The sequence below is a fragment of the Streptomyces sp. 11-1-2 genome (genome assembly GCF_003595545.1).
Taxonomy (GTDB): domain Bacteria; phylum Actinomycetota; class Actinomycetes; order Streptomycetales; family Streptomycetaceae; genus Streptomyces; species Streptomyces hygroscopicus_B.
Window position 1 is genome coordinate 2,581,737 of record NZ_CP022545.1, and the last position, 25,680, is coordinate 2,607,416.

Below are 25,680 nucleotides of genomic sequence, written 5' to 3' on the forward strand. Positions count from 1 at the left end.
GTGGCGTGTCACTCACGCATCCCCGCCAGCTCGACCGGCCTCGTGCGCAGTGCCACGAACGCCGGCACGACGGCGGCCACCGCGGCCAGCACGGCACTCGCGGTCGCCACCGCACCGATGGCCTCCCAGGGCACGACCAGCGGTGACCAGACGGCGAGCAGCCCCAGTGCACCCCAGACGCCGAGCAGGTTGAGGCCGGACACGGCGGCGCCGAGGACACTGCCCACGGCCACGACCACCAGCGCCTCCACCGCGACAAGACGGAGCACCTGCGGTTTGGTCGCCCCGGTGAGACGGAGCACCGCCAGGTCGCGGACCCGGTCGGACGTGGCCATCACCAGCGTGTTCGCCAGGGCGATACCCGTGTACACGAGGGCGATCCCGAGGATCATGAGCAGCCCCAGGCGAGTGTTCTCGCTGGAGCGCGGATAGTTCTCCGACACCCAGGCGTCCTTCGTCAGGACCTGAGTACCCGTTGCCCGGCCCGCCTCGCGCAGCCGCGCCTCGGCAGCGGCCCTGTCGGCGCCGTCGCGGAGCCTGATGTCGACGCGGTCGATAGCCGCGCCGGCGGCGTTGTGCGGTGTCACGTACACGCCGTTGCTTCCGGTGCCGACGCGGAGCACGGCCGCGATGCGCAGCGACACCTTGCGGCCGTCGCCGAGCCATACGGCGACTCGCTGTCCGACGGTCCGCGTCTGCCACTCCTCGTTGACGATGATGCTCTGGTCGTCGAGGTCGGTCACCCGGCCCGAGACCACCGGCAGCGCGGACACGGCGGCGAGGTCCGCCGGTTCCACGGCCCTGGCCTCGGACCTCACAAGGGCGACGCCTTCCTCAAGCACACTCACAGCGGTGGAACGGGAGGCGCCGGCCACGGTGCCGGGGATGCCCTCTGCTCGCTGCGTGAACTGTGCCGGTAGCGAGCCGTCCTCGCCCTCCGCGACCGCCACGTAGTCGGCGGTCGTCTGAGCCCTGGCCTCGGTGGCCTTGGCCTCGTTGATGGTGGCCGTCGTTCCCATCAGCGAGGCGGCCAGTGCGACCGTGATGATGACGGGGGCGGCCACGGCGGCCGTCCGGCGCACGCTGGTGCCGGCGTTCTGTCGCGCCAGCATCCCGGTGGCGCCGGGAAGCTGGGCGGGCAGCCAGGTCATGAGGCGGATGAGCGGCCGCACCAGCACGGGTGCGAACAGTGCGAATCCGACGATCAGCAGCATCGGCTGGGTGATGTACGTCTTTCTCTTGAGTACGTCCCCGGGCTCGGTGACGAGCGCCCAGCACAGCAGCCCAATGCCGGTCAGCAGGACCCCGGCCCCCAGCAGCCAGCGACTCAGGGGCATGGCCCGGCTGTCGACGGCGGCGTCGCGCAGCGCCTCGGTGGGCCCGACCTTCCCCGCCCGGTGCGACGAGACCACCACACCGGCCATGGCTACGCCCAGGCCCAGCCAGAAGGCCGTGTGCAGCGGCCAGGTCTGGTCGCCGATGGCGAACCAGGACGGCGCGATCCCGACGTCGACCATCCACTCGGTGAGCCGGGGTGCCCCGGCCTGCCCCAGCCAGCAGCCGGCTGCCGAGGCCAGTACACCGATGACGAGAGCTTCGGCGAAGACCAGCCGCCGTACCTGGCGAGGAGTGGCGCCCGCCGTGCGGAGCAGGCCGAACTCGCGCCTGCGCTGGGCCACGGCGAAGGAGAACGTGGAGGCCACCACGAAGACCGAGACGAAGCCGGTGATAGCCGCGGCCGTACCGAGGAGCGCGTTGACCGAGATCAGTGCCTCGCTGTCCCGGTCGGGATCAGGGTCGGCCCGGCGCCGGTCGTCGCCGGTCAGGACCACCATCCCGGACTCGGTCCCGACCGCCTTGCGTACCGCGGCGGCGTCCGCGTACGCCACCACCGCGTCGACGCGCGGGGAGAGCCTGGCGGCTTCCGAGTCGGTGAAGAACACCGCGGTCTCGAAGTCCCTGGCCCCCACCGTTCCGACGACCGTACGGCTGCTGGGTCCGTCCGGCGTGGTGACCCTGACGCGGTCGCCGAGCCGCACGCCGGCCCCGGGACCGGCGGTGACGACGATCTCCTGGGATGCCTCGGGGGCCCGGCCGCCGGTGAGCCGGTACGGGGTTGCCGCCGTGACCGACCACGGGTGCCCGACCGTTCCCTCGCCGCCGCCGTCCAGCCGGGTGTCCGCGACCGTGACGGAGAACGAGCGGTCCTCGACCGTGCGGCCGAGCTCTCGGAGCCTGGCGGACAGGCTTTCCGGAACGGCCTTGGGGTCGGCAAGGCGCTGCGTACGCTCGCCGATCGGCGTACGCACCCGCAGCGTGTCCGACGCCTGGACCACTGCCGGAGCCGCGGCGAAGCGTTCCGGTCCGCGCTCGGGGGCCTGGAAGGTGGCCGCCAGCGCGAGGCCGGTGGCGGCCATGAGAGCCACGCCCAGGGCCAGGGCGACGAAGGATCCGACGAACGTGACCCAGCGGGCCCGCATGCCGTTGAGGGCGAGGCTCAGCACGGGACCACCGACAGCTGGGTCATGCGCGAGGCAACCTGCTCGGCGGACGGGGCGTGCAACTCGTCGTGCACCTGGCCGTCCGCCAGGAACAGCACCCGGTCCGCGTACGAGGCGGCGACCGGATCGTGTGTCACCATGATCACGGTCTGGCCCCGGTCGACCATTCCGCGCAGCAGGGCCAGGACCTCCCGGCTGGTCTGGGAATCCAGGGCGCCGGTCGGCTCGTCGCCGAAGAGCACCTCCGGGCGGGTGACGATGGCCCTGGCCAGGGCCACGCGCTGCTGCTGGCCGCCGGACATCTCGCTGGGCCGGTGGCCGGCCCGTTCACGGAGCCCCACCTGCTCGAGGACGCCGAGGACGGTCGACCGCTTCGGGCGGCGGCCTGCGAGGCGCAACGGGAGCGCCACGTTCTGCTCCGCCGTGAGGGAGGGCAACAGGTTGAACGCCTGGAACACGAAGCCGATCCGGCCACGCCGCAACAGCGTCAGCTTGGTTTCGCTTAGCTTTGTCAGGTCCGTGTCGCCCAGCATCACGGCGCCGCTCGTGGGCCGGTCGAGCCCGGCCGTGCACTGGAGCAGAGTCGACTTGCCGGAGCCGGAGGGGCCCATGACAGCGGTGAAGGTGCCCTTGGGAATGGTGAGACTCACTCTGTCCAGTGCGGTCACGGCACCCGCTCCGGTTCCGAAGGACCGAGTGACAGAACTGAGCCGGACGGCTGCTTGATTCATGGTGACCACTCAACTCGTTGCGAACGCCAACCACATCGCAGCGAAGCGGAACTCTGGTGGTGGAGATAGCTCCACCCTGTCGTGGGCGCCTCGCGCCGACCCCGCGAACAGCCGCATGGGAGGGGCAGGAAGCTGCGGTCGGCAGGACCTGCCCGGGCTGGGGCGGTACACGCACGCGAGCACGGCGGATCATGTCCGAGGAACATGTTTCCGGGAGCATGCGCACGCAGGGGAGAGGGGCGGGTGTCGTGGCCGTCATCGACGCGAACTACAGGAGCCGGTGGTTCAGGAGGTATCCGGGCCGCCCGAGCAGGGTTCGTCTGGTCTGTCTTCCCCACGCCGGAGGCACGGCGACCCTGTTCCACGGTTGGGCTGAGCGGCTGCCCCACGACGTCGAGATGCTCGCCGTCCAGTATCCGGGGCGGCAGGAGCGGTTCGCCGAGCCCTGCATAGAGGACATGGCGGAGCTGGCCACCCGGATCACCGAGGCACTCGAACCCGAACTCGCGGGGCCCTTGGTCCTGTTCGGGCACAGCCTCGGAGCGGCCGTCGCCTACGAGGTGGCCCGACGCATCGAGGCACGGCATGGGAGCGTGCCGCGCCGTGTCCTGGTGTCGGGGCGGGGAGCGCCGCACACCGAGCGGGGCGGCGCGCTTCACCTGCTGGACGACGAACGACTCATCGCCTCGGCGAGACGCCTCGGCGATCTGGGGTCGTCCGCCTACGACAACCCGGATCTCCGGCCGTTGCTACTTCCGTCCCTGCGTGGTGACTACCGGCTGATCGAGCGGTACCGGCCCGGACACCCGGCCCCGCTGCGGGCACCGGTCACCGCCCTCGGCGGCGACCGGGACCCGGGATGCGCGGTCGCCGCACTGGAGTCCTGGGCCGAGCTCACCACGTCCGAGTTCGAGTGTCAGGTCTTCGCGGGAGACCACTTCTACCTGGTCCCAGCGGAGAACGAGCTCGTGGAGTTCGTGTCCCGGTACCTGTGAGCCTGCCACGTCGCAGCGCGCCGAACACCGGTAGCGTGGTGATGAGGAGTACGAGTATCGAAGCCCCGGCAGCCATGCCGGGGCCGCCCCATTCCTGCCACGAGGCCCCCGCCAGCAGGCCGAGCGACACGAAGGCCGGGCCCCAGAGAAGGCCGCCGAGGAGCGACCAGGCCAGGAAGCGGCGCAGCGGAAGACGTGCCGTGCCGCACACGAGCGGGACGAACGCCCTGAGGGCCATGTTGAACCGCCCGAGCACAACCGCCCTGCCGCTGTATCGGCGGACGACCCCGGCGAACGTCCCGCAGCGGTGCGAGGCCACCACACGCGGGAGCAGCCGGGCCGTCACCCCCGCGCCGCACTTCCGGCCGACGGCGTAGCCGAGCAGATTCCCCGCCAGGGAGCCGAACACCGCCCCGGCGAGCACGCCGGCGACCGGCAGCACCCCACGGTGGGCGAGCACGCCGCCGGTCACCAGAGCGGTCTGGGAGGGGAGAAGCATGCCCACCACCGGCAATGCCGGTTCCAGCGCGGGCAGAAGAAACACCAGGGACAGTGCCCACCAGACAGGCATGGCCGACAACTCGTCTTCGAGCCAGGCCATCACGGTCCCTTCAGACGGACGATCCCGCGTCACGCGGTGAGGGCGACGTCTGCCCCCGTCTTCAGGAGACTCGATCGGCCCTGGCCGGCGCATTGCAACTGGGCCGCCTCCTGTGGTGAGCCAGCCCCCACTCATAGGTAGAGCTAGCTGGGTGGTCACCCTCGGTACGGACCGCTTACAGTGCGCTCATGCATCCGCCTACTGTCTGGCAGGCGCTCCAGTCGCCTCGCTACGTCCTCAGCAGCTGGCCGTGGAGAGCGGCGCTCTATCTGCTGAGCAGCGTGGCGGTCGGCGTGACCGCCTTCACCTGGCTGCTTCTGCTGGCGGTCGCCGGGAGCCTGCTGGCGGTGGCGTTGATCGGCATTCCGCTGTTGCTCATGCTCGCGCTGTCGGGTATCCCATTGGCCGCTCTCGAACGCCGGAGACTGCTGCTCATCGACTCCACCGTCCTGGTCAGCCCGCACCGTGAACCGGAAGGCACGGGCCCGACGGCCTGGGCGCGCATCCGCTTCAAGGAGCAGTCGACCTGGCGGGAGTTGGGGTACGGGGTGCTGTTCGCCTGCGTGCTGTGGCCTCTGGAAGGACTCGCCGTGGGAACGGTGATCACGGTGTGCGGCGGCCTGCTGAGCACCCCGTTCGTCATGTTCATGGCCGGCGGCGGCGAAGAGGCCCGGGTTCTCAAGATCTGGATGGCCGACTCGTATCCGGAAGCGTTCGGTGCGGCGTTCGCCGGAGCGGTGCTGCTGCCGCTGCTCGCTTATCCACTGGGCGCTGTGGCCGCCGGGCGGGCCGTGCTGACCCGGCAGCTGCTTTACTGCGGGGACGCTGGCCTCGACTCCCGCATACAGGAGCTCGGCCGTTCCCGGATGCGCCTGGTGGACGCCTTCGAGGCCGAGCGCCGCAGGATCGAACGCGACCTTCACGACGGCGCGCAGCAGCGGCTCGTCGCGCTGTCGATGACGCTCGGCCTGGCCCGGCTGGAGAGTCCAGGCGAGCCGCTCAACAGCCTTCTCGCCAAGGCACACGACGAGGCGGGGACGGCGCTGGTGGAGATAAGGGAACTGATCCGGGGCATCCACCCCCAGGTACTCACCGACCGAGGGCTGCAGGCCGCGGTCGAGGATGCGGCCGACCGGTCGGCAGTGCCTGTGGAGGTGGATTTCGACCTGCCGGGCAGACTGCACGAATCGGTCGAGACCGCCGTGTACTTCGCGGTGTGCGAGGCACTGGCGAACGTGGCCAAGCACAGCGGAGCGACCCGCGCGGGCGTACGGGGCACGCTGGAGTCGGGCACGCTGGTCGTGGAGGTCGTGGACGACGGTGTCGGCGGTGCGGACACGGCGGGCGGCACCGGCCTCCAGGGCGTGGCCGATCGCATCTCGGTGCTCGACGGCCACCTGCTAATGTCCAGTCCGCCCGGCGGCCCCACCATCTTCCGCCTGCGGGTCCCCTGTACTTCTGTCGGCTCCCCCGCCTGAACGAGGATCTGATGTTACGTATCGTGTTGGCCGAGGACAGTGTGCTGTTGCGCGAGGGGCTCGTCAGCCTCCTCGAACGCTTCGGCCACAAAGTCGTGGCTGGTGCCGGCAACGCGCAGGAGCTGACCGAGGCGGTCGCGGAGCACCGGCCGGACATCGTGGTGACGGATGTGCGCATGCCGCCCGGTTTCACGGACGAGGGGTTGCGGGCCGCGATCGAGCTGCGGCAGCGGGAGCCTGCGTTGGCCATCCTCGTCCTCAGCCAGTACGTCCAGCGTTCCTACGCCGAGGAACTGCTCGACTCCTCGGACGGAACGAGCGTCGGCTACCTGCTCAAGGAGCGGATCGGACATGTCGAGGAGTTCGTCGACGCTGTCCAGCGGGTCGCCGCGGGAGCCACGGTGGTGGACCCGGAAGTGGTCCGGCAACTGCTCCGCCACCGCCGTGACCCCCTGTCGAGGCTCACCGTTCGTGAGCAGGAAGTGCTCGCGCTCATGGCGGAGGGACGGTCCAACGCCTCGGTCGCCGAGGCGCTGCACGTCAGCGAGGGAACGGTCAGCAAGCACTTCGGCAGCATTCTGACGAAGCTGGATCTCTCGCTGACCGATGCCACGAACCGCCGGGTTCTGGCGGTGCTCGCGTACCTGCGGGGCTAGTTTCAGGGCGCGCCTCGTCAGGGTCTGAGCCAGCCTTGCTGAGAGGCGAGGGCACCCAGCTGAAAACGGCTTCGGGCGCCGAGCCGTTGCATGAGTTCTGCGGTGATTCGTCGGCTGGTACGAACAGAGACACCGAGTTTTCGAGCTATTACTTCGTCGGTGAGCCCGCCGGCGAGCAGACCGAGTATCGCACTTTCCTGATCGCCTAGGTCTCCATCGGTGTTCCGGGAACGAGGCTTTCCGAATCCGGAACCCTGCTGCCACAATAGATCGAAGAGCGACTGCAGAGCAGCGACCGGCCCTGAACTGGTCAACAGGAAAACGTCTCTGTCCGCGGCATTGGGGTCGGCTGGGATAATTGCGGTACGCCTGTCCCATATAATCATCCGCATAGGTAGGTGGGGGACGGTTCTGACCTGTCCGCCATTTTCCCCGATCCATTCCGCATATTCCGTTGTCGGTCGGTCGTTCCGGATGCTATCCAAGTATATGTACCGGACCTGGACCGAGCGTTCGAGCAGCATGAGGTCGAGTGGCCGGGCCGCATGGAGACTGTTCTCCGACTGCGCGCCGTGGGGTACGAAGACCTCGATCTCCTCGGTGCAGTCATGGCTATGCCGCTCTATGCATGCCTGTATCGCATCCAGGCCATGAACGATCTTGATGCCCTGTGGGCCCTGTCTGGCCTCCTCCTCTCGGTAGTCGGAGATGAGACGGGCAACCGCCAGCTTGCCCTCCGATAGGTTCTTCTGAAGCTTCTGAAGTTTCATTTCCTGGGATTGGAGAAGAATTCTGAGGCTGACCTCGGGGTCTACCAGGCGTAAGTTTCCAAATCTTTCTCTGGATGGGCGCACCAGCGCAAGTTCGGCTAATTCTTCAAGCGCTGCCGATGCTCGGTCAGGCGCCCAGTCAAGGGTGTTTGCGATCTCTTGGAGATCCGCTCGCGGGGCCTTCAGCATTGCGCGGTAAAGGTCATTGGCGTCTGGGGTCAGTCCGATTTTCTTGAGCAAGGTTATCCAACTCCCGTGCTAGGCAGCTTCCTGTCACAGCAGGGCCGTGACAGTTCTCCTGCTGGCCTCTGTGTGCTGTCCTGTGTGAGAATGAAAGAGTTCGTCTGGGTTGAGGGGGTGGAGGAGAGATGATGATCCTGGGTAATACCTGGGGTTCGTAACTTGAGAGCTGTCTCGCTCAAATATTCAAGGAGGAAATTTATGTACAAGGAGAGCGTTTGTGATGGCTGCTGCCGTGGAGACTGTCTGCATGAACGTGATGTCGGCTGGAACGGCGAGTGCGGGTGAGAGAGAAACGCGATCACTTCTGGGCCCGGGTGCATCGGTTACCGGGGAGCATCAGTGGTTCGTAGGGTGTGTGCCGCTCGAAAAGTCGTCGCTGCACGTCATGCCGCATATCCGTACTCGTTGCTGAGGGCGCTGAGGATCCGGGTGCGCTCGACTTTGTGGGTGTGGGGGGGGTCATGCGCTGCGGCGGGTTCTTGAGGGTCGGGTGGTTGGTGGGGTCGGTGCTCGCTTTAGTGCCGTTCGTAGGCCGCAAGGACGTGACGGGCATGGGGCTCGGTCATGATCAGGACATGGTCCAGGGCTTCACGTCGGATGCTGCCGATGATGCGTTCACAGTGCGCGTTCACGCGGGGAGCTTGTGGCGTACTTTTGAGGATCTCCATGTCCTCGGCCTGGAAGACGGCGTCGAATGCCTCGCCGTACTTGCCATCGCGGTCGCGCAGCAAGAAGCGCAGGGACCCTATGCGTATACCCAGGTCGGCGGTGAGATTCCTTGCCTGCTGCGCCGCCCAGTCCCATGTCGGGCGGGCGGTGACCCCGGTGATGTGCAGCTGCCGGGTGCCATGCTCGAGGAACACCAGCCCGTACAGCCGCCTACCGAAGGCGGTGTCGACGACCGCAGCATGCAGGATCTCCCAGACGGTCGAGGCGGCGATCCGATGCCCGAGTCGGGCCAACTCACCATGGATCCGCCTGTGCCCCCACCGCAGGTTCTCCCTGGCCACCGCAGAACGAGCGTCGTGACCGCTGACGGGGTGGGTTGGCGTCCGGTGCGCCGACGCGCGGGGCGGTCCCACTTCGCGGCGATGAACCTACGGTGCCAGTCGAGCAGGGGGCCGGGGGCGACAGGGAAAACCTCGCGCCAGTGCCCCGGGCACTCCCTCGAGGAAGCGGAGCGGGGGAAGCGCCACCACCGCGCCGACCCACTCCATGGCTTCGAGAGGCGAGGCATCCGGCCCGATCGCGAAGTCGATGCTGATCTCCCCCCAATGACTGTCCGGATCGCGGCGGTTGCCCATCCGGCGTTGGGAAGTCGTGCGGGGTGGCATCGAAGGTCACTATCCCTTCCATCCTACCAAAATCCGAATACGAGTTCGATTTAATGAACGTGCATGGATCATGATGGACTCTTCGCTACTTGCCTCCTGGAAGCGCTTTGCGGCTCAGCGGTCACTTTGGGGCACGGAGCGTTGTGCGCGCGTGGCCCACTCGCCCGCCGACCATGTGCCCGATCGGGCCGAGGACGGAGCGTTGTGCGCGCGTGGCCCACTCTGCCCCCCTCTTCCGGGTTCGTCAACTGGGAGTGATTCCCTCCCTGGTAGGATTCACCGTCAGTTCATTGATTTGTGGTGCACCGTGAGAGCGAGTATGTGGCGGGGCGATGGCTGATTCCGCTCGTGCGGACGAGCCGGTGGCTAAGGCGGAAGGTACGTTTGCCGCCAGGCTGAACGGCCTCTTCGAAACCGTTCACCCGTCTGACAGGGGTCCGTGGAACAACGCCGAGGTTGCCAGAGCCATCGGCGTCTCGCCGACCTACATCGGCCATCTTCGTAAGGGGAAGAGCGACAATCCGACGCTTGCTCAGATGACTGCGCTTGCCGACTTCTTCGGTGTGCCGGTGAAGTACTTCGTGGATGACGGCAAAGGGGAGAAGGTCCGCGAGGACGTTGCCCTGCTCCAAGCCCTCAAAGAGGTCGGCGCGCGTCAGGTGGCGCTGCGGACCGTTGTGCAGACCGCTGCTGAACTGCCCGTAGACGCACTGAAGTCGCTCGTCCCGGTACTTCAGCACCTCAAGAAGGCCCAAGCGCGGCGGCCGTGGGCGGATGCCGTCGCGCCGCGCCGACGAGTCGGAGTCGGTTGGGGCCACTTACTGACTTTGTTGGTGTGATGTCGTGGCTGACAAGCGGTGGTTGCTGCGGTAGGCCGGTTGCATGAGGTATCCGCAAGGGGGCGGGCTGACCCCGGAGCGACGGGCGTTTCGCGAGCGCATCCGGATACGGGCAGCTGAACTATTCGCCCTGGGACACGACAACGTCACGGTCGCCAAGCAGTTACGTGTCAGCGTGCGGTCGGTACAGCGGTGGCATCAGGCATGGGAACACGACGGAGCGTCAGCCTTGGAGTCGAAGGGGCCCGCGTCCAGACCCAAGCTGAGTGAAGCACTGTTCAAGGTGCTCGAGCAAGAGCTGGCCAAGGGTGTGCTTGCCGAGAATGTCATCCTCCCTGTTCGGAGGCCTGCACCGGACCCCACACTCGCCAGCCGCGGTCGCTCGAGCCGGCGCTCTCGCGTAGCCGGTGGTCCACGCGTCATGATGACCGATCGTGCTGCTACGACTGGCCTACCTCGGTGTGACGAATGCGTTCGCGGTGCTGCGTCTGCTGCCGATGAGCGACCAGGACAAAGATGCAGAGATCCTCGCCCTGCGCCATCAGATCGCGGTCCTGGAACGCCAACTCGGCAAGAGAAAGATCCGGTTCAGCTCAAGCGACCGGGCGTTCCTGGCGGCGCTGCTGCACCGGCTTCCGTTACCCGCCCTGCGGCGTGTGCGGCTGCTCGTGCGTCCTGACACGGTGCTGCGCTGGCATCGCGACCTCGTCACACGCCACCATGCCGCGTTATCGCGACCCCAGCGACCTGGTCGACCTCGTACGGTGCGCTCCATCCGGATTCTGGTGCTGCGTCTGGCGAGGGAGAACCCACAGTGGGGGTACAGGCGTCTACACGGTGAGCTGCTCGTGCTGGGAGTGAAGGTGGCCGCGTCGACCGTCTGGAAGATCCTGAAGGATGCCGGCATCGATCCGGCGCCCGACCGGAGCTCCAGCACGTAGGCCAACTTCCTGCGCTCACAAGCCGACGCCCTCCTGGCCTGCGACTTCCTTGAGACGGTCACCTTGTCCGGCGCGCGAATGTACATACTCGCGGTGATCGAACACAGCAGTCGCCGCATCCGGATCCTGGGCGCCACCGCACACCCGACCACCTCCTGGGTAACACAAGCGGCGAAGAACCTGGTCATGGACCTCGAAGACGTCGACTGCCGGGCACGATTCATGATCCGAGACAGAGACGGGAAGTTCCCAGGATTGTTCGATAGCCTCCTCGCGGATGCGGGGATCACAATCGTACTCAGCGGCATCCAGATGCCGAGAATGAACTCGCTCATCGAACGGTGGATACAGACCTGCAGACGTGAGCTCCTGGACCGGACCTTGATCTGGAACCAGCGCCACCTCCTGCACGCCCTGCACAAGGACGAGCAGTTCTACAACGCCCACCGACCCCACCAGGGCATCGCCAACGCCCGACCGCTGCACCCACTGCCCACACCGATCAACGATCCGGACAAGTTGAGCCGCCTGGACATACGCCGCCACGACCACCTCGGCGGCATCCTCCCCGAATACCAACATGCAGCATGACCTGCACGGATGAAGTATTCGGCAGGGACAACGTCGTCCAGGACCTCGTCGGCGTCCCACTCGATCCGGTTCAGCAAACGGTGGATGCGGTCGGGCCCCGTGTGTCCGGCTTCTTCCGCGAGCGTCCAGCCGTTCTTCCGTTCCAGCGGAGCAATCAGCCCCCGCATATAGGCCAGCGCCGACTGACGTGGCTCCTCCCGGTTGAACCGGTGCACGAACCGCTCGTGCACCGCACTCAGTTCTCCGGCCCACAACCTGACATCAGCAAGGTCCCCACCCATAACCGGACCAACGACTGAGCTGGCCAGCAGTCACGGCAAGCACCGTTGCAGTACTAGAACCGCCCACCGACATCAAGATCATCCGTATGCCCCACGGCAGCGGCGGTTATGGCGACGCCTTCATCGTGCACGACGACGACACCGTCACCAACGGGCCGGATCTCACCGATCTCATTGCGGTGGGAGACCATCCTGATCCTCTTCCGCCGCGCCGCAGGATTACGGGACTACCCGGCAGCGTGTACGCGCTGCATGCCCGGCAGGCTGCCGTGGGACGGCCATGAGGGTGCGCTCGACTCGTTCGCCAGCCATGTCCTCGCCTTGCCTACGGGTCCGCACTGGCGGGAGGCTATCTCCACCGGTTTGCTCGGCGACTGGGTCGGCGTCCACCCGCAGGAAGGCCCGCGTGACTCGGACATTGTGGTCATCGGTGCCCCGCACCTTTCTGATCTGAAGCGCGAGATCCAGCGGGTGCACAGGCAGCTGACACCGCGGTGGCGGCGCAAGCACAGGCACAGCCGCGTGCTGCTGCTCGACATGCCTCTCACGCCGGACGGCCTCACACTCAACGACCTGCTGGCCGACAGCCCCGACGCGCAGGACCTGGCACAAGGCGCGGTCGGCGACGACCCCCGCGTCCATCGCGTGCTCGCCGCGCTGGATCTGCACGGTGCTGTTCGCCCCGAAGGCGCCTCGGGGCGAACAGACTGGCGCGAGTTGAACACGGAGCAGCGGCGCCGCCTGTCTGGCCTCGGGCTGACGGCCGCCGAGCGGGCCGCTGAGCCAGTTTCGAAGGTGCTGGCAGGCGGAGCGCGGGCCGCGGCTGTTCGAGCGCGGCCTCGCCGCCGCCCGTCAGTGCCGCGAGCGCGAGGGCAGTCTGGAGGATGTGCCGCGCAAGCGCGTGGAGACGATCGTCGACGACGCCGGAGTCGAGCAAACGATCAAGCTCGGGGTGTGGCTGACCAATCAGCGCTCCCGGCGCGGCACGCTCACCGAGGAGCGCGCGGCCGCGCTGAACGAGCTCGGCATCCGCTGGCTGTAGGCCTGGCCCTACTCGTCCGACGTACGATCCTCTCCCCCTGCGGCCGGCTGCCCGTTCGATCCACATCGGGTGGTGCGGGAAGGCATCGAGCACATCGCCCAGTAGGGCGCTGACCAGTTCAGAATGGCGGCGAGGCAGCACGTTCTCGCAGCCGCTTTGTTCGAGCTGGGGTGATGCCTCGGCCACCCTGAGGGTGGGGGTGGCCGAGGCGGACCGCCCGGGCAACGGCGCTGGAAAGTTCCGGGCGAGGCTGGGATGGTGAAGGCCGAACAGGACTGGGTGAGCGTTTAGGACTTGGCAGCGCGGGATTGTCAGCGGCGTAATTTGAGGCTTATGGGACTGGGGCCGTGACGGCGCAGCAATATTGGCACCGCCTCGTCGGCATGTTCGACTTAGCGAGGAGGTGTTTCTTCCATCTCTGCATTGTGGGTCGCTTGGCGATGCGCTCACAGACCAGAGCTCGTCATCGAGGCCGCACGGCCCGGAACGCGTCCCATGGGCGATTACGCGGTCTTCCGGCGCCGGCGCTGCAGCACCAGGCCGAGGACCAGGACCAGGGCCCCGACCACGACGGAGATGACCATCTGCTCGCGGCCGTCCTTGTCGTAGAACATGTAGCCGATGACGAAGAGAATCAGCCCGATCGTCGCGTACGTCAGATACGGGAACAGCCACATCTTCACCGTGTGCCGCTCCGGCATCTCCCTCTCGATGATCCGGCGCATGCGCAGCTGCGAGCAGCAGATCACCAGCCAGACGAAGAGGGCGACCGCGCCGGAGGAGTTCAGGAGGAAGGTGAAAACCGTCTCCTTGTTGGTGTAGTTGAAGATCACCGCTACGAAGCCGAAGGCGACGGAGGCCCAGATCGCCGTCGACGGGACGCCGCGCTTGTTCGTACGGGCGAAGGCCGCCGGCGCGTCGCCGCGCTTGCCGAGGGAGAAGGCCATGCGGGAGGCGGTGTAGAGGCCCGAGTTGAGGCAGGAGAGCACCGCCGTGACGATGATCACGTCCATGATGGTGCCGGCGTGCGGGATGCCGATCTCGTTCAGCGCCGCGACGTAGGAGCCCTGGTCCGCCAGCTTCTTGGAGTCCCAGGGGAGCAGGGTGACCACCAGGGCCATCGAACCCAGGTAGAAGAGGCCGATGCGCCAGATGACGCTGTTCGTGGCGCGGCTGACCATCTTGGCCGGCTCCGCCGACTCCCCCGCGGCGAGCGTGACGATCTCGCTGCCCATGAAGGAGAAGACCACCAGCAGCATGCCGGAGAGGATCGCGCCGGGGCCGTTGGGCAGGAAGCCGCCCCGGCCGGTCAGGTTCTCCGTGCCGGGTGCCGCCATGTCGGTGCCGGGCAGCAGGCCGAGGACGGCGAGGCCCGCGATGACGATGAAGGCGCCGATCGCGACCACCTTGATGCCCGCGAACCAGAACTCGAATTCGCCGTACGAGCCCACCGAGGCGAGGTTGATGACGGTCAGGATCACCATCACCAGCAGCGCCCAGGCCCACTGCGGGACCGCGGGTATCCAGCCGGTGAGGATCTGCGCGGCGGCTGTCGCCTCGACGGCGAGGACCACGACCCAGAAGAACCAGTACAGCCAGCCGATGGTGAAGCCGGCCCAGCGGCCCAGGGCCCGGTCCGCGTACTCCGAGAACGAGCCGGAGGCGGGGCTGGCCGCCGCCATCTCCCCGAGCATCCGCATCACGAGGACGACCAGCAGGCCCGCAAGGGCGTAGCTGATCAGGATGCCGGGACCGGCCTTGGCGATCCCGGCGCTGGAACCGACGAACAAACCAGCACCGATCACACCGCCGATCGCGATCATCGACAGATGGCGGTTCTTCAGCCCGGCCTTCAGGCCGGACTCCGGCAAGATACCGGGCGACTCACCTGCCACTGCCCCGGTCTGTCGATCTTGGCGAGTATCCATGTAACAAGTGCTCCTTACAGCTCTTTGTCTGGCGGTAGAGGGGAATGGCACCGCGCTGAACAGAGTCAGGAGCTGGGTGCCGCGTTGCCTTATGAGATGCGTGGCCGTCGTCGGGTGTGTGGAGCTCGGCTGTTCGGCACGCCGTGTGCCATCCGGCACGTGCAGAGCTGTGGGCTGACGGCCCGGGGGGACATGCATGGAAGGGAAGCCCAGCAGGGGCGCGACGCCAAGCGGTTCGCACGGGGCGAAGAGGAGGCACGGATCGTGCCGGAGCTACGCGTCTTCGCAGATGTGGTGGTGCCGGGCCTGGCCGGAGGGTGGCAGCCAGGCATTGGCCTCGCGGGGATCGCCGGGGAGGCCGGAAGCCATCGGACGTGCAGGTCGTGCAGGTGAAGGCCGAGCTGGCAACGGGGTTTGGCTCAGAACTTCTCGCCGGTCAGCAAGAATTCCTCCGGACCGCCTTCTCGCCCACCGGACGGCATGGTTGCCTCGCGTCCCTTGGTCGAGGGACGCTCCTTCTTCGGACGGCTGTAGACGTGCTTGCCGCCCACGTAGGTCTCGTTGACCCGCACGCCCTGCAGATGGTCGGGGCGAACCTTGAAGATGTCGTGGGATAGCACGAGGAAGTCCGCGTACTTGCCTGCCTCCAGCGAGCCCTTCACGTCCTCCTGGTGCGTCTGGTAGGCACCGGCGATCGTGTAGGCGCGGATCGAATCCTCGAGGCCGAGGCGCTCCTCCGAATAGGCGTAGCGCTTGCCGCTGCGGCCGCGCCGCGTGACGGACGTGTAGAGCCCGAGCATCGGCCCAGTCGGGATGACGTCAGCGGAATTGGCGAAGGTGACGCCGCGCTCAAGCAGCTTGCCGGCCGGTGCCACATTCTCCCGCACGACGGGCCACAGGTAGTTGTCGTACAGCCCCTCCAAAGACCAAATGAAGTTGGTCTGCTGGACAACACCGATGCCGTACTGGGCCATGCGGTCGTAGTACTCGTCCGGCAGCGGCACCTCCAGGTGCATGAGGTGATGGCGGATGTCGAGGCCCGGCCGCTCGGAGAGCACCTTGGCGAACGCATCAATGACGATCCCTTCGCCACCGTCACCTGCGGTGTGCACACCGACCGTCCAGCCCTCGTCCGTCGCGCGACTGAACATGCGGAGAAATTCCTCAGGAGTGAGGTGGAGACTCCCGCGGAACTCTCCATCACCCACCCCCTTGTACGGCAAGGTCAGACGGGCGTCGGGGCCGGTGAACCCGCCGTCGGCGAACACCTTGAGCGCGACGGCGCGCAACCGATCATCGCCTTCGAACGGCTTGACGCCGTCGGGCGTATCCGTTGTACAGGTGACGTAATAGCTGGCGCGAGGCAGGTCGGTGCCCACCTCGTCGTAGATTGCACGCCACTTCTTGAACTCGTCCACACTGCCCGCCGCCTGTGTGAAACTGGTGATGCCCAGGCGCAGGTACGCCTTCAGCCCGGCGATCGTCCCCTTCCGATCTTCCTCGGTCGTCAGGCTCGGGACATGCCGACGGACCAGGTCCGCGGCCGCCTCGACGAGGACGCCGGTCGGCACGCCGTCCTTGTCACGCTCGATCCGGCCGCCCTTCGGATCGGGCGTGTCCTTGTCAACACCAGCGAGTTTGAGGGCGCGGCTGTTGGCAACTGCACTGTGGCCCCCTTGGCGAACCAGGTACACCGGGTTGTCAGGCGCCCCCTCGTCGAGGTCCTGCCTGTTGGGTTTACGCCCTTCGGCGAAGATTGTCTCGTCGTAACCAGACCCTGTGATCCATTCACCCTTGCCGAGGTCCCCTGCCTTCGCGGCGAGCAGCTCCCGGATCGTCTTGATTGAGGTGGCAGCTTGGAGGTCACCGATCGCTCGGTGGCTGAACGTGCGGGCGTGCGAGTGAGCGTCGTTGAAGCCGGGCAGTACGGTCTGCCCACGCAAGTCGATCTCTTGCTTGCCGGTGAAGCGCTTCCGTAGGACCTCGTCGGATCCGACAGCGACGATAAGGCCGTTGTGCACCGCCATCGCCTGCTCGATCGAGAACTGCTCATCGACCGTGACCAGTTTGCCGTTGAACAGCAGCAGATCGACCGGTTCGGGACTGCGCCACGAGTCCGGCGTGTCCCACTCGCGGTCGCCCTTTCCCTGCTTCTTGCCCGTTACGGCCGGTGCACTGGGTGCTGCACCAGCCATGTCACTCGCCGCGGCGGCCCCGCCAAGTGTGCCACTTGCGACGACACCAGAAGCACCCGCCGTAACCGCAGCGCCTAGGTGCAGCACCTTTCGGCGGGACATCTCGTTGTCCATCATTGCCTTCCTGAACGACTCGGCTGTGCCTATTCCGTCGCACGCTGTGCTGTGCATCACGTGCGTCAGTGGTCGCAACCTAGGCACCCTCAGACGAGGCGAACAGTTTTCAGGATGTACAATTTTTCGTTGCCTGTTGTCCGAACCGGCGCATGCAAGGACGCTCTCGTCCCGCCCTCGACATGGTCGTAGAGCCCTGAGGTTCACCTGACCTGTCGGCAACGACTGAATGTGGGCTCTGGATCACTTTCCGTGCTTCGGTGACGGGGGATCACCGGATCTGTGAGCATGAGCGGTCGTGCTCGATGGGGTGCTGGATGAGCTGTGGGTCCCGCAACTGGACGATGTCGTGGTCGAAGAACTTGACGTCAGCGGCGAGTTGGTGGTCGTACGGCCCGTTGCTGTGTGCCGGGAAGAGCCTGTCCGGACTGCGCGGTGCTGACACGCCGTCTTCACAGTCGGTACGTGCGGCGTGTTGCGGACGGTGCGGTCGCCGACCGACCGCTGATGGTCGAGTTACGGTGCGGAGCTTCCGTTGCCTCAACCTGGCATGCGTGCGGCGAACCTTCGTCGAGCAGGCGCCGGGGCTGACGTTCTGCCACGGGCGCCGCAGCAGCCGACTGCAGAGCGTGCCGCGGACGCTCGCCTTGCTGCTGGCCGGACGGGCCGGTGCCCGGCCAACGCAGGCGATGACCCTGCGGGTCAGCAGGTCCACGCTGCTTCGGCCCATACGCGCCTTGCTCGACCCGGTGGCCGTGACCCCGAAGGTGCTGGGCGTCGACGAGTTCGCGCTGCGCAAGGGGCGCGTCTACGCCACGCTCCTGGTCGACATCGCCAGCCGCAGACCGGTCGACCTCCTGCCCGACGCCCGCGCCGGCACGCTCGCCGCCTGGCTGCAGGCCAACCCAGGTGTCGAGGTGATCTGCCGGAACCGGGCCGGTGCCTACGCAGAGGGCGGCGCACCGGGCCACCGGATGCGATGCCGTCGCCGATCGCTGACATCCTCAACGAGAGCCGCAAGCCGCATCACCTGGAGCGCGACCGGTTCTTCGGCGGCGAGGAGCAGCTGGCCGAGCAGATCCGCACGGTGGTCGCCGAGGCCGGCTTCAGCTGCCGGGTGGGGGCCGCCGACACCCTGTTCGCCGCCGCGTTGGCGGCCCGCCGCGGACTGCTGGTGCCGGACGGGGCCACGCCGGAGTTCCCGGCCGGCGACTCGGTGTCGGTGCTGGGGCTGCCGCATCTGGCCGCGTTGTTGAACCGGCTCGGCCTGACCGCGCTGGGCGCGTTCGCTGCGCTGCCCATCTCGCCTTCGTCGCCGCCGACCTCAACGACCGCCCCCGCAAGACCCTTGGATGGCAAACCCCGGCCGCCCTCTTCGCTAAGCCCGTCACAACACTGGAGTGATCGCGTGTTGCACTGATCATTGGAATCCGTCGGCCTGCAAGTGGTCGCCGTCGAAAAGGGGGAGTAACAGTCCACCTTGATCGGATTCTTGCTGGGGCGCCTAGACACGGCCGGACCGGTCACGGTTGCCGATCCATTCCTTGCGTCGCGCCCGCCCGGCGGGCCGGCTCCCCCATCCACATCCTCCTCACAGAGCAAGGTCAAGTCCCCCGGGACTACGGTCAGCTCAGTCGTGGATCAGATGGTGCCGGCCGTCTCTGATGCGGTACGCCAGGTGATGGTGCGCGGTAGACGGATCCGGGGTGTCGTCCGGACAGGCCAGGCCCCGTTGGCCTGGTCCGGAGAAGGAGTAGACGCCCGCCACTCCCCGGTAGGGGACCGTTCGCAGGTGTTCCTGGACCGCGCGGTGGTTCCACGGCCGATCCACCGAGGCCCATGCCGCCGCAAGAACCCGCACCAAGTCGTAATGGACAGCTGCCGCGCCGAGCCCCGGATCACCGCCGTAGGCGGCGCGGTAGCGCTGTGCGAACGCGGTGGCCTGTGGGGTCTCGCGCACTCCTACCACCGTGGACCACACCAGTCCCTGGGACAGCGAGCCCAGCCGTTCGGTGAAACCCGGCGCGGTGGGCGCCCAGGCCGTGTACGCCAGCGTGCGGGTGCGCAGCGCGACCGTCGCGGCGAGAAACTCCCGCAGTGCCTGCTCCGGCAAGATGGACAGGAAGACAGCGGCAGGATTGGTGTCCTCCAGGCGCCGCGCGATCACCTCCCACGGGGCGTGCTGCTCGTCCACGCTCTCCACCATCGCCAGGTTCCATCCGGCCGTCTCCACCGCTCGGGTCAGCCTGGCGGCGGACATCTCGTTGAACGTGCTGCGGCGCAGCAACAGCGCCAGCTGCCTCCCGTGCGGACACCACGCTCCCGAGTCCTCCAGAGTTCGCAGAGTGCGTAGAAAACCGTACAGATAGGCAGTCTCATCCGCACACGCCTGGAACACATGACCCAACGCGTGCGGATCACGGTCCACGGCCGCGGCAAGTCCTGGCGCGACCATCGAGTGCACCACCGGAACTCCTGCGCCCCCCGCACGAGCAGCCGCGGCGGGCACCGTCGCGCCGTGGAAGTTGCCCAGCAGAACGGCGTCCACCCCCGCTTCGGCCAGGGTGCCCACCGCCTCCGGCAGCACTTCCGGGGTTGCCTCCACCGCCATGGACCGCACTTCGCGCCCGGCCACCCCGCCGCGCCGCTCCAGTTCCCGCAGCGCGAGCTGCGCGCCCTGGCGCATCGGCCGCTGGTCCGACCCGCCGGCAGACGCACCCGTCGGGTAGACGAGGCCCACGGTGATCGCCTGCATCGCGGGCCGGGACCGAGCCGGGATAGCCCACACCGGCGCCGAGAGCAGCTCGGCCAGGGTCGGCGGCAGCACCAGGCTCTCCGGAGGAACCGGCAGGGTGTGCGCCTGCAAGGACGTGATCATCGCGGCGACGGCCGCCCGGGACCGCAGTCCGCTCTTGCCCAGGACATGCTCGGCGTGCGTGGCGGCGGTGCGGCGCGAGCAGCCCAGCGCGGCGGCGATCTCGGGCGTGGTCAGTCCCCCTGCCATACAGGTCGCGACCTGCAGCTCCCGCCCGGTCAGCCCGAACGGCGCCGTCGCCGGCCGCGCCTCCAGGCGCACCATCCGCGGCACGTCGCTGGTGCTTTCCACGGTGATCCGTACGAGGTCGGGCCCCTGGACGTCCAAGAACCCCACCGGCTCGTTCGCGGTCCGCGCCAGCGCCCTCTGGGCGATCTCCTCCAGATGGGGCCGGGCGGCGAAGAATCCCGCGTCGGAGACGTACCGGCGACCGGCTGCGGTCATCTCCAGAATCCGGCGCTCGGGAGAAGACTCGGCGGGAAACGACTGCTCGGCCATGATGGTGTGCTCTCCCGTCCGGCGGGGACGGCACGGGGCCAAGACGTTCCTCGGCACCGTCGTCTCGCGTTCTGCTGAAGCGATCGCGATCGATTTTAGGCCACTCCCGGCGCCCCCTCAAGGAATCAGCCGCCCCCTGTATGCACACCCGGATGCCGCCGGGCATCGGGCAGATACCCGATTCCCGCCCTCGGGCCCATGCCTACGGTGAGCCACACAGAAAGGAGGGTTCACCGTGAGTTTGCAGAACAAGGTAGCCGTGGTCACCGGGGCTGCCGGAGGGCTGGGGGCGGCTGTGGCCGATCACCTCGGTTCGGCCGGGGCCCGCGTGATCCGGGCCGACCGGTCCTTCTCCGACGACGACTGGCCGGATCGCGTCGCCCTCGATGTCGCCGACGCGGCTTCCTGGGACCGCTTCGCCGCCCGGGTCCGCGAGCAGGCCGGTCGCTTGGACATCCTCGTCAACAACGCCGGCATCAGCATGCGCACCGACCTGGTCGGCACCGACGACGAGGACTTCGCCCGTGTCATGCGCGTCAATGTCTGGGGGGTGTGGCGCGGCATCAAGACCTTCGCCGATGACCTCACCGCCACTGGCGGCTGTGTGGTCAACGTCGGCTCCATCTACGGAGTCACCACCGCCCCGGTCTCGGACGTGTCCCCCTCGTCCGTCGCCTATCAGGCCAGCAAGGCGGCCGTGCACCAGATCACCAAGGTCGCCGCTGTCGAACTCGCTCCACGCGGCGTGCGGGTCAACGCCGTGCTGCCCGGGGTGTTCCGGACCGGCCTACTGGCCGATCTTCCGCCCGACGAGCTCCGGGTCCGCGTCGGCGGTGCCCCGCTGGGCCGGCCCGGCGACACCGCCGAGCTGGGTCCTGTGGTGGCACTCCTGGCCGGACCGGGGGCTTCCTTCATCACCGGCGCCCTCATCCCCGTGGACGGCGGCTACCTCGCCGCCTCCTAGACCTTGCCCGCTTCCCCGCAGGCGTCAGTCCCGTTCCCTTAGGAGGCGTCGTGTCAGCTTCGACGACCAAGGCAGACGCACCACCCGCAACTCTGTTCCAGCACCGCCGCGCGCTCGCCGCGAGCAGCGTCGGAAATCTCATGGAGCAGTACGACAATCTCATCTACGCGTACTCGGCGACCACGCTCGGTGCGCTGTTCTTCCCCAGTGAGAACACCACCACCGGGGTGCTGTCCACCTTCGCGGTCTTCGCCGTCGGCTTCTTCGCACGGCCGCTGGGCACCGTCGTCTTCGGACACATCGGAGACCGGTTCGGCCGCCGTCCCGCCCTGGTGCTCAGCGTCGTCGTGATGGGGCTGGCCACCGCCCTGATCGGCTGTCTTCCCACCTACGACACGATCGGTGCCCTCGCCCCCGTCCTGCTGATCGTGATGCGTTTGTTCCAGGGCTTCGCGGTGGCCGGGGAATGGGCCGGTTCCGCCGCCATGCTCGTCGAGTACGCCCCGCCCGGACGGCGTGGGGTCTTCGGCAGTTTCAACCAGGTCAGCACCGCGGCGGGCTTCCTCCTGGCGGCGACCGTGGTCGCCGTGAACTCGGCGGTGTTCGACGACGACGCCATGCTCGCTCACGGCTGGAGAGTGCCGTTCCTGCTCGGCGGGGTCACTGCCGCCGTCGCCGTGCTGATGCGCATGGGCCTGGAGGAAACACCGGCCTATGTGGCGGACGACGAGGCCAAAGCCCGCCAGAACCCGCTGCGGACCGCTTTCGACCAGCAGAAGGCCGCCATGTTCCGGGGCTTCTGCTTCACCGTGGGCTGGACCGTCGCCTACTTCTTCTTCCTCACCTACCTCCCCACCTACCTGCGCGCCGAGGCCGACATCGACCCAGGCATCGTGAACGCCTCCAACCTGGTCGGCACGGGAGTGCTCACCGTCTCCATCGTGCTGTTCGGTCTGTGGTCCGACCGGATCGGCCGCAAGAAGCTCCTGCTGGCCGGGTCCGGCGGCTTCGTCGTCCTGTCGCTGCCGGTGATGGCGCTGTTCGAGACGGGAAGCACCGCCGCCGTCTACACCGGGCAGATCCTCATCGCGCTGACCCTGGCGTGCTTCTCCGGGCCCGGCCCGGCCGCGCTCGCCGAGCTCTTCCCCACCTCCGTGCGCTACTCGGCGCTGGGCATCGGTTACAACTTCTCCGTCATGGCGTTCGGCGGTACGGCCGCCTTCATCGCCTCCGGCATCGTCGCCACCACCGGCGTCCCCCTCGCGGTCGCCGCGCTGCCTGCCGCAGCCGCCCTCGTCACCTTCATCACCGTCTGCACCATGCCCGAGTCGTATCGGTCCCCACTGCGCTGAAAGGCCCCCGGCCATGACCACACATCCCCCCCTCGTCGCTGTCGAGGGCGACCACAAGGACATGGGTGAGCAGCTCGGCTCGCTCACCGCGGACAAGATCGCCCGCAGTCTGGACACCTACCGCGCCCGTTTCCGGGACCAGGCCGGCCTTGAGGACGCGGACATCGACCGCTGGGGACGCCGGTACTACGAGGTGGCCCTCGCATACGACCCGGACATCGCGGCCATGCTGGAGGGCATGGCCGCGGGATCGGGCCAGAGCGTGAACCACCTCGGCGCGCTCAACGCGCGCACCGAACTCCTCTACGGCACCGGATACCGCGACGAGGGCTGTACCTCGCTCGCCGTGCTGCCCAGTCACACGGCCGACGGCCACACCCTGCTCGCCCAGAACTGGGACTGGCACCCCGAACAGGCGGACGTCACCTTCCTGCTCGCCACCCGCGACCCCAGCGGGTTCACCGTGCTGTCGCTCACCGAGGCCGGCATGCTCGCCAAGAGCGGCCTGAACTCCGCAGGTCTCGGCGTCTGCGCCAACCTGCTGGTCTCCGACCGCGACACCGGTGGTGACGGCGTGCCTTACCACTTCCTGCTGCGCGGCGCCCTGAACGCGCGGACCATGGCGAAGGCACACCGCAAACTGCTCCCGGTGAAGCGGATCTCCTCGGGCAACGTCATGCTCGCCGACGCCGGAGGAGAAGCTGTGGACTTCGAACTCGCCCCCGACGTCTTCAGCACCCTGCTGCCCGAGGACGGCGTCCTCGCCCACGCGAACCACTTCCTCGCCGACCTGCCGCTCACCGACCTCAAGGCCGCCACCAGCGCGCTCACCCAGCTCCGCCCCAGCCGAGTCCGCCACCTTCTCGCCCCCGCGGCGGCCGACGCCAGTGTCCGTCCCGCCGACATCGTCGCGGTGCTGCGCGACGACTGGTCGTACCCCGACGGCATCTGCCGCTACCCCGACCCGGACGAGCCGCTCGCCGACCGGGTCTGCACCGTCTACTCCGTGGTGATGGACCTCGACGCGCGCACCCTGTGGATCGCCCCCGGTCCGCCCCGCGAGCATCCCTACACCCGCTGGGACCTCGACACGCTCTTCGACCACGGCGTCGAGCCCAACACCGACTTCCTCCCGGAGGTGCCCATTGACGCCTGACCGAGCAACCGTCTGCCTGACCTTCGACTTCGACGCCATCTCGCTGTGGGCCGCCCGCGGCGCCACCACCCCCGGGCCCGTCTCCCGGGGCGAGTTCGGCGCGCACGCGATACCCCGCATCCTGCGCCTGCTGAGTGCCCAGGACATCACCTCCACGTTCTTCATTCCCGGGCACACCATCGAGACCTACCCCGAGCAGTGCCGCACCGTCCACGCCGCAGGCCACGAGATCGGCCTCCACGGCTATCTGCACGAGCCCGTGTCCGCCCTGGACCGGGAAGCCGAACTGGCCGTGCTGCGCCGGTCGTCCGCCCTCATCGAGCGGCTCACAGGTGCCCCGCCCTCCGGCCACCGCACCCCCAGCTTCGACTTCACCCCGCACACCGTGAGTCTCCTGGAGGAGATCGGCGTGATCTACGACTCGTCGCTCATGGGCACCGACAGCCAGCCCTACCTGGCCCGCACCGGCGACCGACATGACCCGGACGGACCGTACGTCTTCGGGCGGCCCAGCAGCGTCGTCGAACTGCCCGTGTCCTGGACGCTGGACGACTATCCGCACCTGGAGTTCGTCCGCACGGGCACCATGGTCATGCCGGGGCTGCAGGACCCGCACGCGATGTTCGCCCGCTTCCTCGGTGACGTTCGCTGGATGGTCCACAACGAGCCGGACGGTGTCCTCACCGTCACCCTGCACCCGCAGGCCATAGGCCGCGGGGACCGCATGCTCGCGCTGGAGGAGTTCATCTCGGGCTGCCACGATCTGGGCGTCCGCTTCGCCTCCTGTGCCGACGTCGCCCGGCAGTACGGGCCCGCTCTTCTGGCGGCGGTCCGATGAGCGGCGTGCCCGCCCGGACCCTGCTCCTGGGGGCCGACGGCGGGATCGGCCGAGCTGTCCGTGACCGCCTGGAGGCCCTCGGCTCGTCCGTCACCGGTGCCGGGCGGGACGACATCGACCTCGCCCGCTCCGGCGTCATCGCGCCCTTCGTCCGCACCGCCTGGACCGACGCCGGCGGCTTCGACGCGCTGGTGCACTGCGCCGGGCTGTATCCGGCGCACCCCGCCCTGGACACCGGTGAGGATGTCTTCGACCGGCTGATCGCGGTGAACACGCGCTCGGCGCTGCTGGCGGGCGCCGAATTCGCCCGGCTCTGCGCGGCCGACGGCCACGGCGGCGCCATGGTGTTCGTCTCCAGCGGCGCCGCCCGCCGCGCGCGCCCCGGCACCACCGCCTACGCCGCGTCCAAGGCGGCCCTGGAGGCCGTGGTACGGGGCCTCGCCCTGGAAACCGCACCGCTCGGCGTGCGCTGCAACGCCGTCGCGCCCGGCTTCGTCGATGTCGCCTCCACGCTCAACCCGGTGCCGAGGGAGTACGTCGCCGCGGTATCGGCCGCCAGCCCACAGGGCCGCGTCGCGCGCGCCGTCGACATCGCACCGGTCATTACCTGGCTGCTGAGCGACGAAGCGGCCTGGATCACCGGGCAGAGCATCCCCGTCGACGGCGGTGACAGCATCGGCTCCGCCACGGCGAACTGGCTGCCCCACACCACCCGATGAGGCACCGTATGCCCAGCCCGGAACTTCGCCGACCGTGCGGGCCCCGTCACCCAAGGCAAGCCTGCCACCACGGCTGTGCCCGGCTTCGGCGCAGCAGG

General features: G+C 68.0%; 20 protein-coding genes and 3 pseudogenes. 14 read left to right on the plus strand and 9 right to left on the minus strand.

Annotated features, from left to right (window positions below; translation table 11 throughout):
* Positions 1-8: 8 nt before the first annotated feature.
* Together CGL27_RS10695 and CGL27_RS10700 are read right to left on the minus strand one after the other, a co-directional pair.
* Positions 9-2,504: an ABC transporter permease gene (locus CGL27_RS10695; RefSeq protein ID WP_119986180.1), complete on the minus strand. Its 2,496-nt coding sequence runs from the start codon at positions 2,502-2,504 to the stop codon at positions 9-11.
* Positions 2,498-3,232: an ABC transporter ATP-binding protein gene (locus tag CGL27_RS10700; RefSeq protein ID WP_086706218.1), complete on the minus strand. Its 735-nt coding sequence runs from the start codon at positions 3,230-3,232 to the stop codon at positions 2,498-2,500. Before CGL27_RS10700 ends, CGL27_RS10695 begins: the two co-directional genes overlap by 7 nt.
* Before the next feature lie 218 nt (positions 3,233-3,450).
* On the opposite strand from CGL27_RS10700, the gene CGL27_RS10705 reads away from it, so the two are divergent.
* From CGL27_RS10705 to CGL27_RS10720, 3 genes are all read left to right on the plus strand, one after another.
* Entirely contained in the window at positions 3,451-4,227 is a 777-nt protein-coding gene (locus tag CGL27_RS10705) for an alpha/beta fold hydrolase (RefSeq protein WP_086706185.1), read from the plus strand.
* Between the two features lie 789 nt (positions 4,228-5,016).
* Complete coding sequence (locus tag CGL27_RS10715; protein WP_086706187.1) at positions 5,017-6,306, plus strand: sensor domain-containing protein; 1,290 nt, start codon at positions 5,017-5,019, stop codon at positions 6,304-6,306.
* A gap of 11 nt (positions 6,307-6,317) precedes the next feature.
* The gene (locus tag CGL27_RS10720) at positions 6,318-6,962 is read left to right on the plus strand and encodes a response regulator transcription factor (RefSeq protein ID WP_086706188.1); all 645 of its coding nucleotides are present in this window, start codon (positions 6,318-6,320) and stop codon (positions 6,960-6,962) included.
* 17 nt (positions 6,963-6,979) lie between these two features.
* Here CGL27_RS10720 and CGL27_RS10725 read toward each other — a convergent pair whose 3' ends face one another.
* Both CGL27_RS10725 and CGL27_RS51835 read right to left on the minus strand, forming a co-directional pair.
* Positions 6,980-7,972, minus strand: coding sequence for a helix-turn-helix transcriptional regulator (locus tag CGL27_RS10725; protein WP_240450454.1), 993 nt, complete (start codon positions 7,970-7,972; stop codon positions 6,980-6,982).
* A gap of 386 nt (positions 7,973-8,358) precedes the next feature.
* A pseudogene (locus CGL27_RS51835) lies at positions 8,359-9,125 on the minus strand (integrase core domain-containing protein); the annotation flags it as partial.
* A 516-nt stretch (positions 9,126-9,641) separates the two neighbouring features.
* On the opposite strand from CGL27_RS51835, the gene CGL27_RS10740 reads away from it, so the two are divergent.
* The 3 genes and pseudogenes from CGL27_RS10740 to CGL27_RS10750 all read left to right on the plus strand — a co-directional run bounded on the left by CGL27_RS10740 (position 9,642) and on the right by CGL27_RS10750 (position 11,680).
* Entirely contained in the window at positions 9,642-10,148 is a 507-nt protein-coding gene (locus tag CGL27_RS10740; RefSeq protein WP_119986186.1) for a helix-turn-helix transcriptional regulator, read from the plus strand.
* 43 nt (positions 10,149-10,191) lie between these two features.
* Positions 10,192-10,827 carry a helix-turn-helix domain-containing protein gene (locus CGL27_RS51840; protein ID WP_240450455.1) on the plus strand — a complete coding sequence of 212 codons (636 nt, stop codon included), beginning with the start codon at positions 10,192-10,194 and terminating at the stop codon, positions 10,825-10,827.
* Positions 10,805-11,680, plus strand: a pseudogene (locus CGL27_RS10750) (helix-turn-helix domain-containing protein). Before CGL27_RS51840 ends, CGL27_RS10750 begins: the two are co-directional and overlap by 23 nt.
* A 29-nt stretch (positions 11,681-11,709) precedes the next feature.
* Here the strand turns inward: CGL27_RS10750 and CGL27_RS10755 are convergent.
* Positions 11,710-11,961 (minus strand): annotated as a pseudogene (locus CGL27_RS10755) (transposase); the annotation flags it as partial.
* Between the two features lie 86 nt (positions 11,962-12,047).
* Between CGL27_RS10755 and CGL27_RS49950 the strand changes: the two are divergent.
* Together CGL27_RS49950 and CGL27_RS51845 are read left to right on the plus strand one after the other, a co-directional pair.
* Positions 12,048-12,245, plus strand: a complete 198-nt coding sequence (locus CGL27_RS49950; protein WP_162952948.1) for a hypothetical protein — start codon at positions 12,048-12,050, stop codon at positions 12,243-12,245.
* Between the two features lie 602 nt (positions 12,246-12,847).
* Positions 12,848-13,003: a helicase associated domain-containing protein gene (locus CGL27_RS51845; RefSeq protein WP_240450456.1), complete on the plus strand. Its 156-nt coding sequence runs from the start codon at positions 12,848-12,850 to the stop codon at positions 13,001-13,003.
* Between the two features lie 503 nt (positions 13,004-13,506).
* Here the strand turns inward: CGL27_RS51845 and CGL27_RS10770 are convergent.
* The 3 genes from CGL27_RS10770 to CGL27_RS49955 form a co-directional block, all read right to left on the minus strand.
* On the minus strand, positions 13,507-14,931 hold the full coding sequence (locus CGL27_RS10770) for an amino acid permease (protein WP_119986192.1): 1,425 nt from the start codon (positions 14,929-14,931) through the stop codon (positions 13,507-13,509).
* Between the two features lie 419 nt (positions 14,932-15,350).
* Positions 15,351-17,240: an amidohydrolase gene (locus CGL27_RS10775; protein WP_162952949.1), complete on the minus strand. Its 1,890-nt coding sequence runs from the start codon at positions 17,238-17,240 to the stop codon at positions 15,351-15,353.
* Between the two features lie 271 nt (positions 17,241-17,511).
* Complete coding sequence (locus tag CGL27_RS49955) at positions 17,512-17,685, minus strand: hypothetical protein (RefSeq protein WP_162952950.1); 174 nt, start codon at positions 17,683-17,685, stop codon at positions 17,512-17,514.
* 534 nt (positions 17,686-18,219) lie between these two features.
* Here CGL27_RS49955 and CGL27_RS49960 point away from each other — a divergent pair.
* Positions 18,220-18,660, plus strand: coding sequence for a hypothetical protein (locus CGL27_RS49960; RefSeq protein WP_162952951.1), 441 nt, complete (start codon positions 18,220-18,222; stop codon positions 18,658-18,660).
* Between the two features lie 210 nt (positions 18,661-18,870).
* Here the strand turns inward: CGL27_RS49960 and CGL27_RS10785 are convergent, their stop codons facing one another.
* Positions 18,871-20,553 carry an ABC transporter substrate-binding protein gene (locus tag CGL27_RS10785; protein ID WP_119986197.1) on the minus strand — a complete coding sequence of 561 codons (1,683 nt, stop codon included), beginning with the start codon at positions 20,551-20,553 and terminating at the stop codon, positions 18,871-18,873.
* A 235-nt stretch (positions 20,554-20,788) separates the two neighbouring features.
* Here CGL27_RS10785 and CGL27_RS10790 point away from each other — a divergent pair, with 235 nt between their 5' ends.
* The 5 genes from CGL27_RS10790 to CGL27_RS10810 are packed head-to-tail and all read left to right on the plus strand — an operon-like array spanning position 20,789 to position 25,582.
* Entirely contained in the window at positions 20,789-21,517 is a 729-nt protein-coding gene (locus CGL27_RS10790; RefSeq protein WP_119986199.1) for an SDR family oxidoreductase, read from the plus strand.
* A 50-nt stretch (positions 21,518-21,567) separates the two neighbouring features.
* Complete coding sequence (locus CGL27_RS10795) at positions 21,568-22,869, plus strand: MFS transporter (RefSeq protein WP_240450457.1); 1,302 nt, start codon at positions 21,568-21,570, stop codon at positions 22,867-22,869.
* Between the two features lie 13 nt (positions 22,870-22,882).
* A complete protein-coding gene (locus tag CGL27_RS10800; RefSeq protein WP_119986203.1) occupies positions 22,883-24,025 on the plus strand; it encodes a C45 family peptidase in 1,143 nt (380 codons plus the stop codon).
* Positions 24,015-24,863, plus strand: coding sequence for a polysaccharide deacetylase (locus CGL27_RS10805; protein ID WP_119986205.1), 849 nt, complete (start codon positions 24,015-24,017; stop codon positions 24,861-24,863). The genes CGL27_RS10800 and CGL27_RS10805 overlap by 11 nt, the downstream gene beginning before the upstream one ends.
* On the plus strand, positions 24,860-25,582 hold the full coding sequence (locus CGL27_RS10810; protein ID WP_119986207.1) for an SDR family oxidoreductase: 723 nt from the start codon (positions 24,860-24,862) through the stop codon (positions 25,580-25,582). The genes CGL27_RS10805 and CGL27_RS10810 overlap by 4 nt, the downstream gene beginning before the upstream one ends.
* Positions 25,583-25,680: the final 98 nt, after the last annotated feature.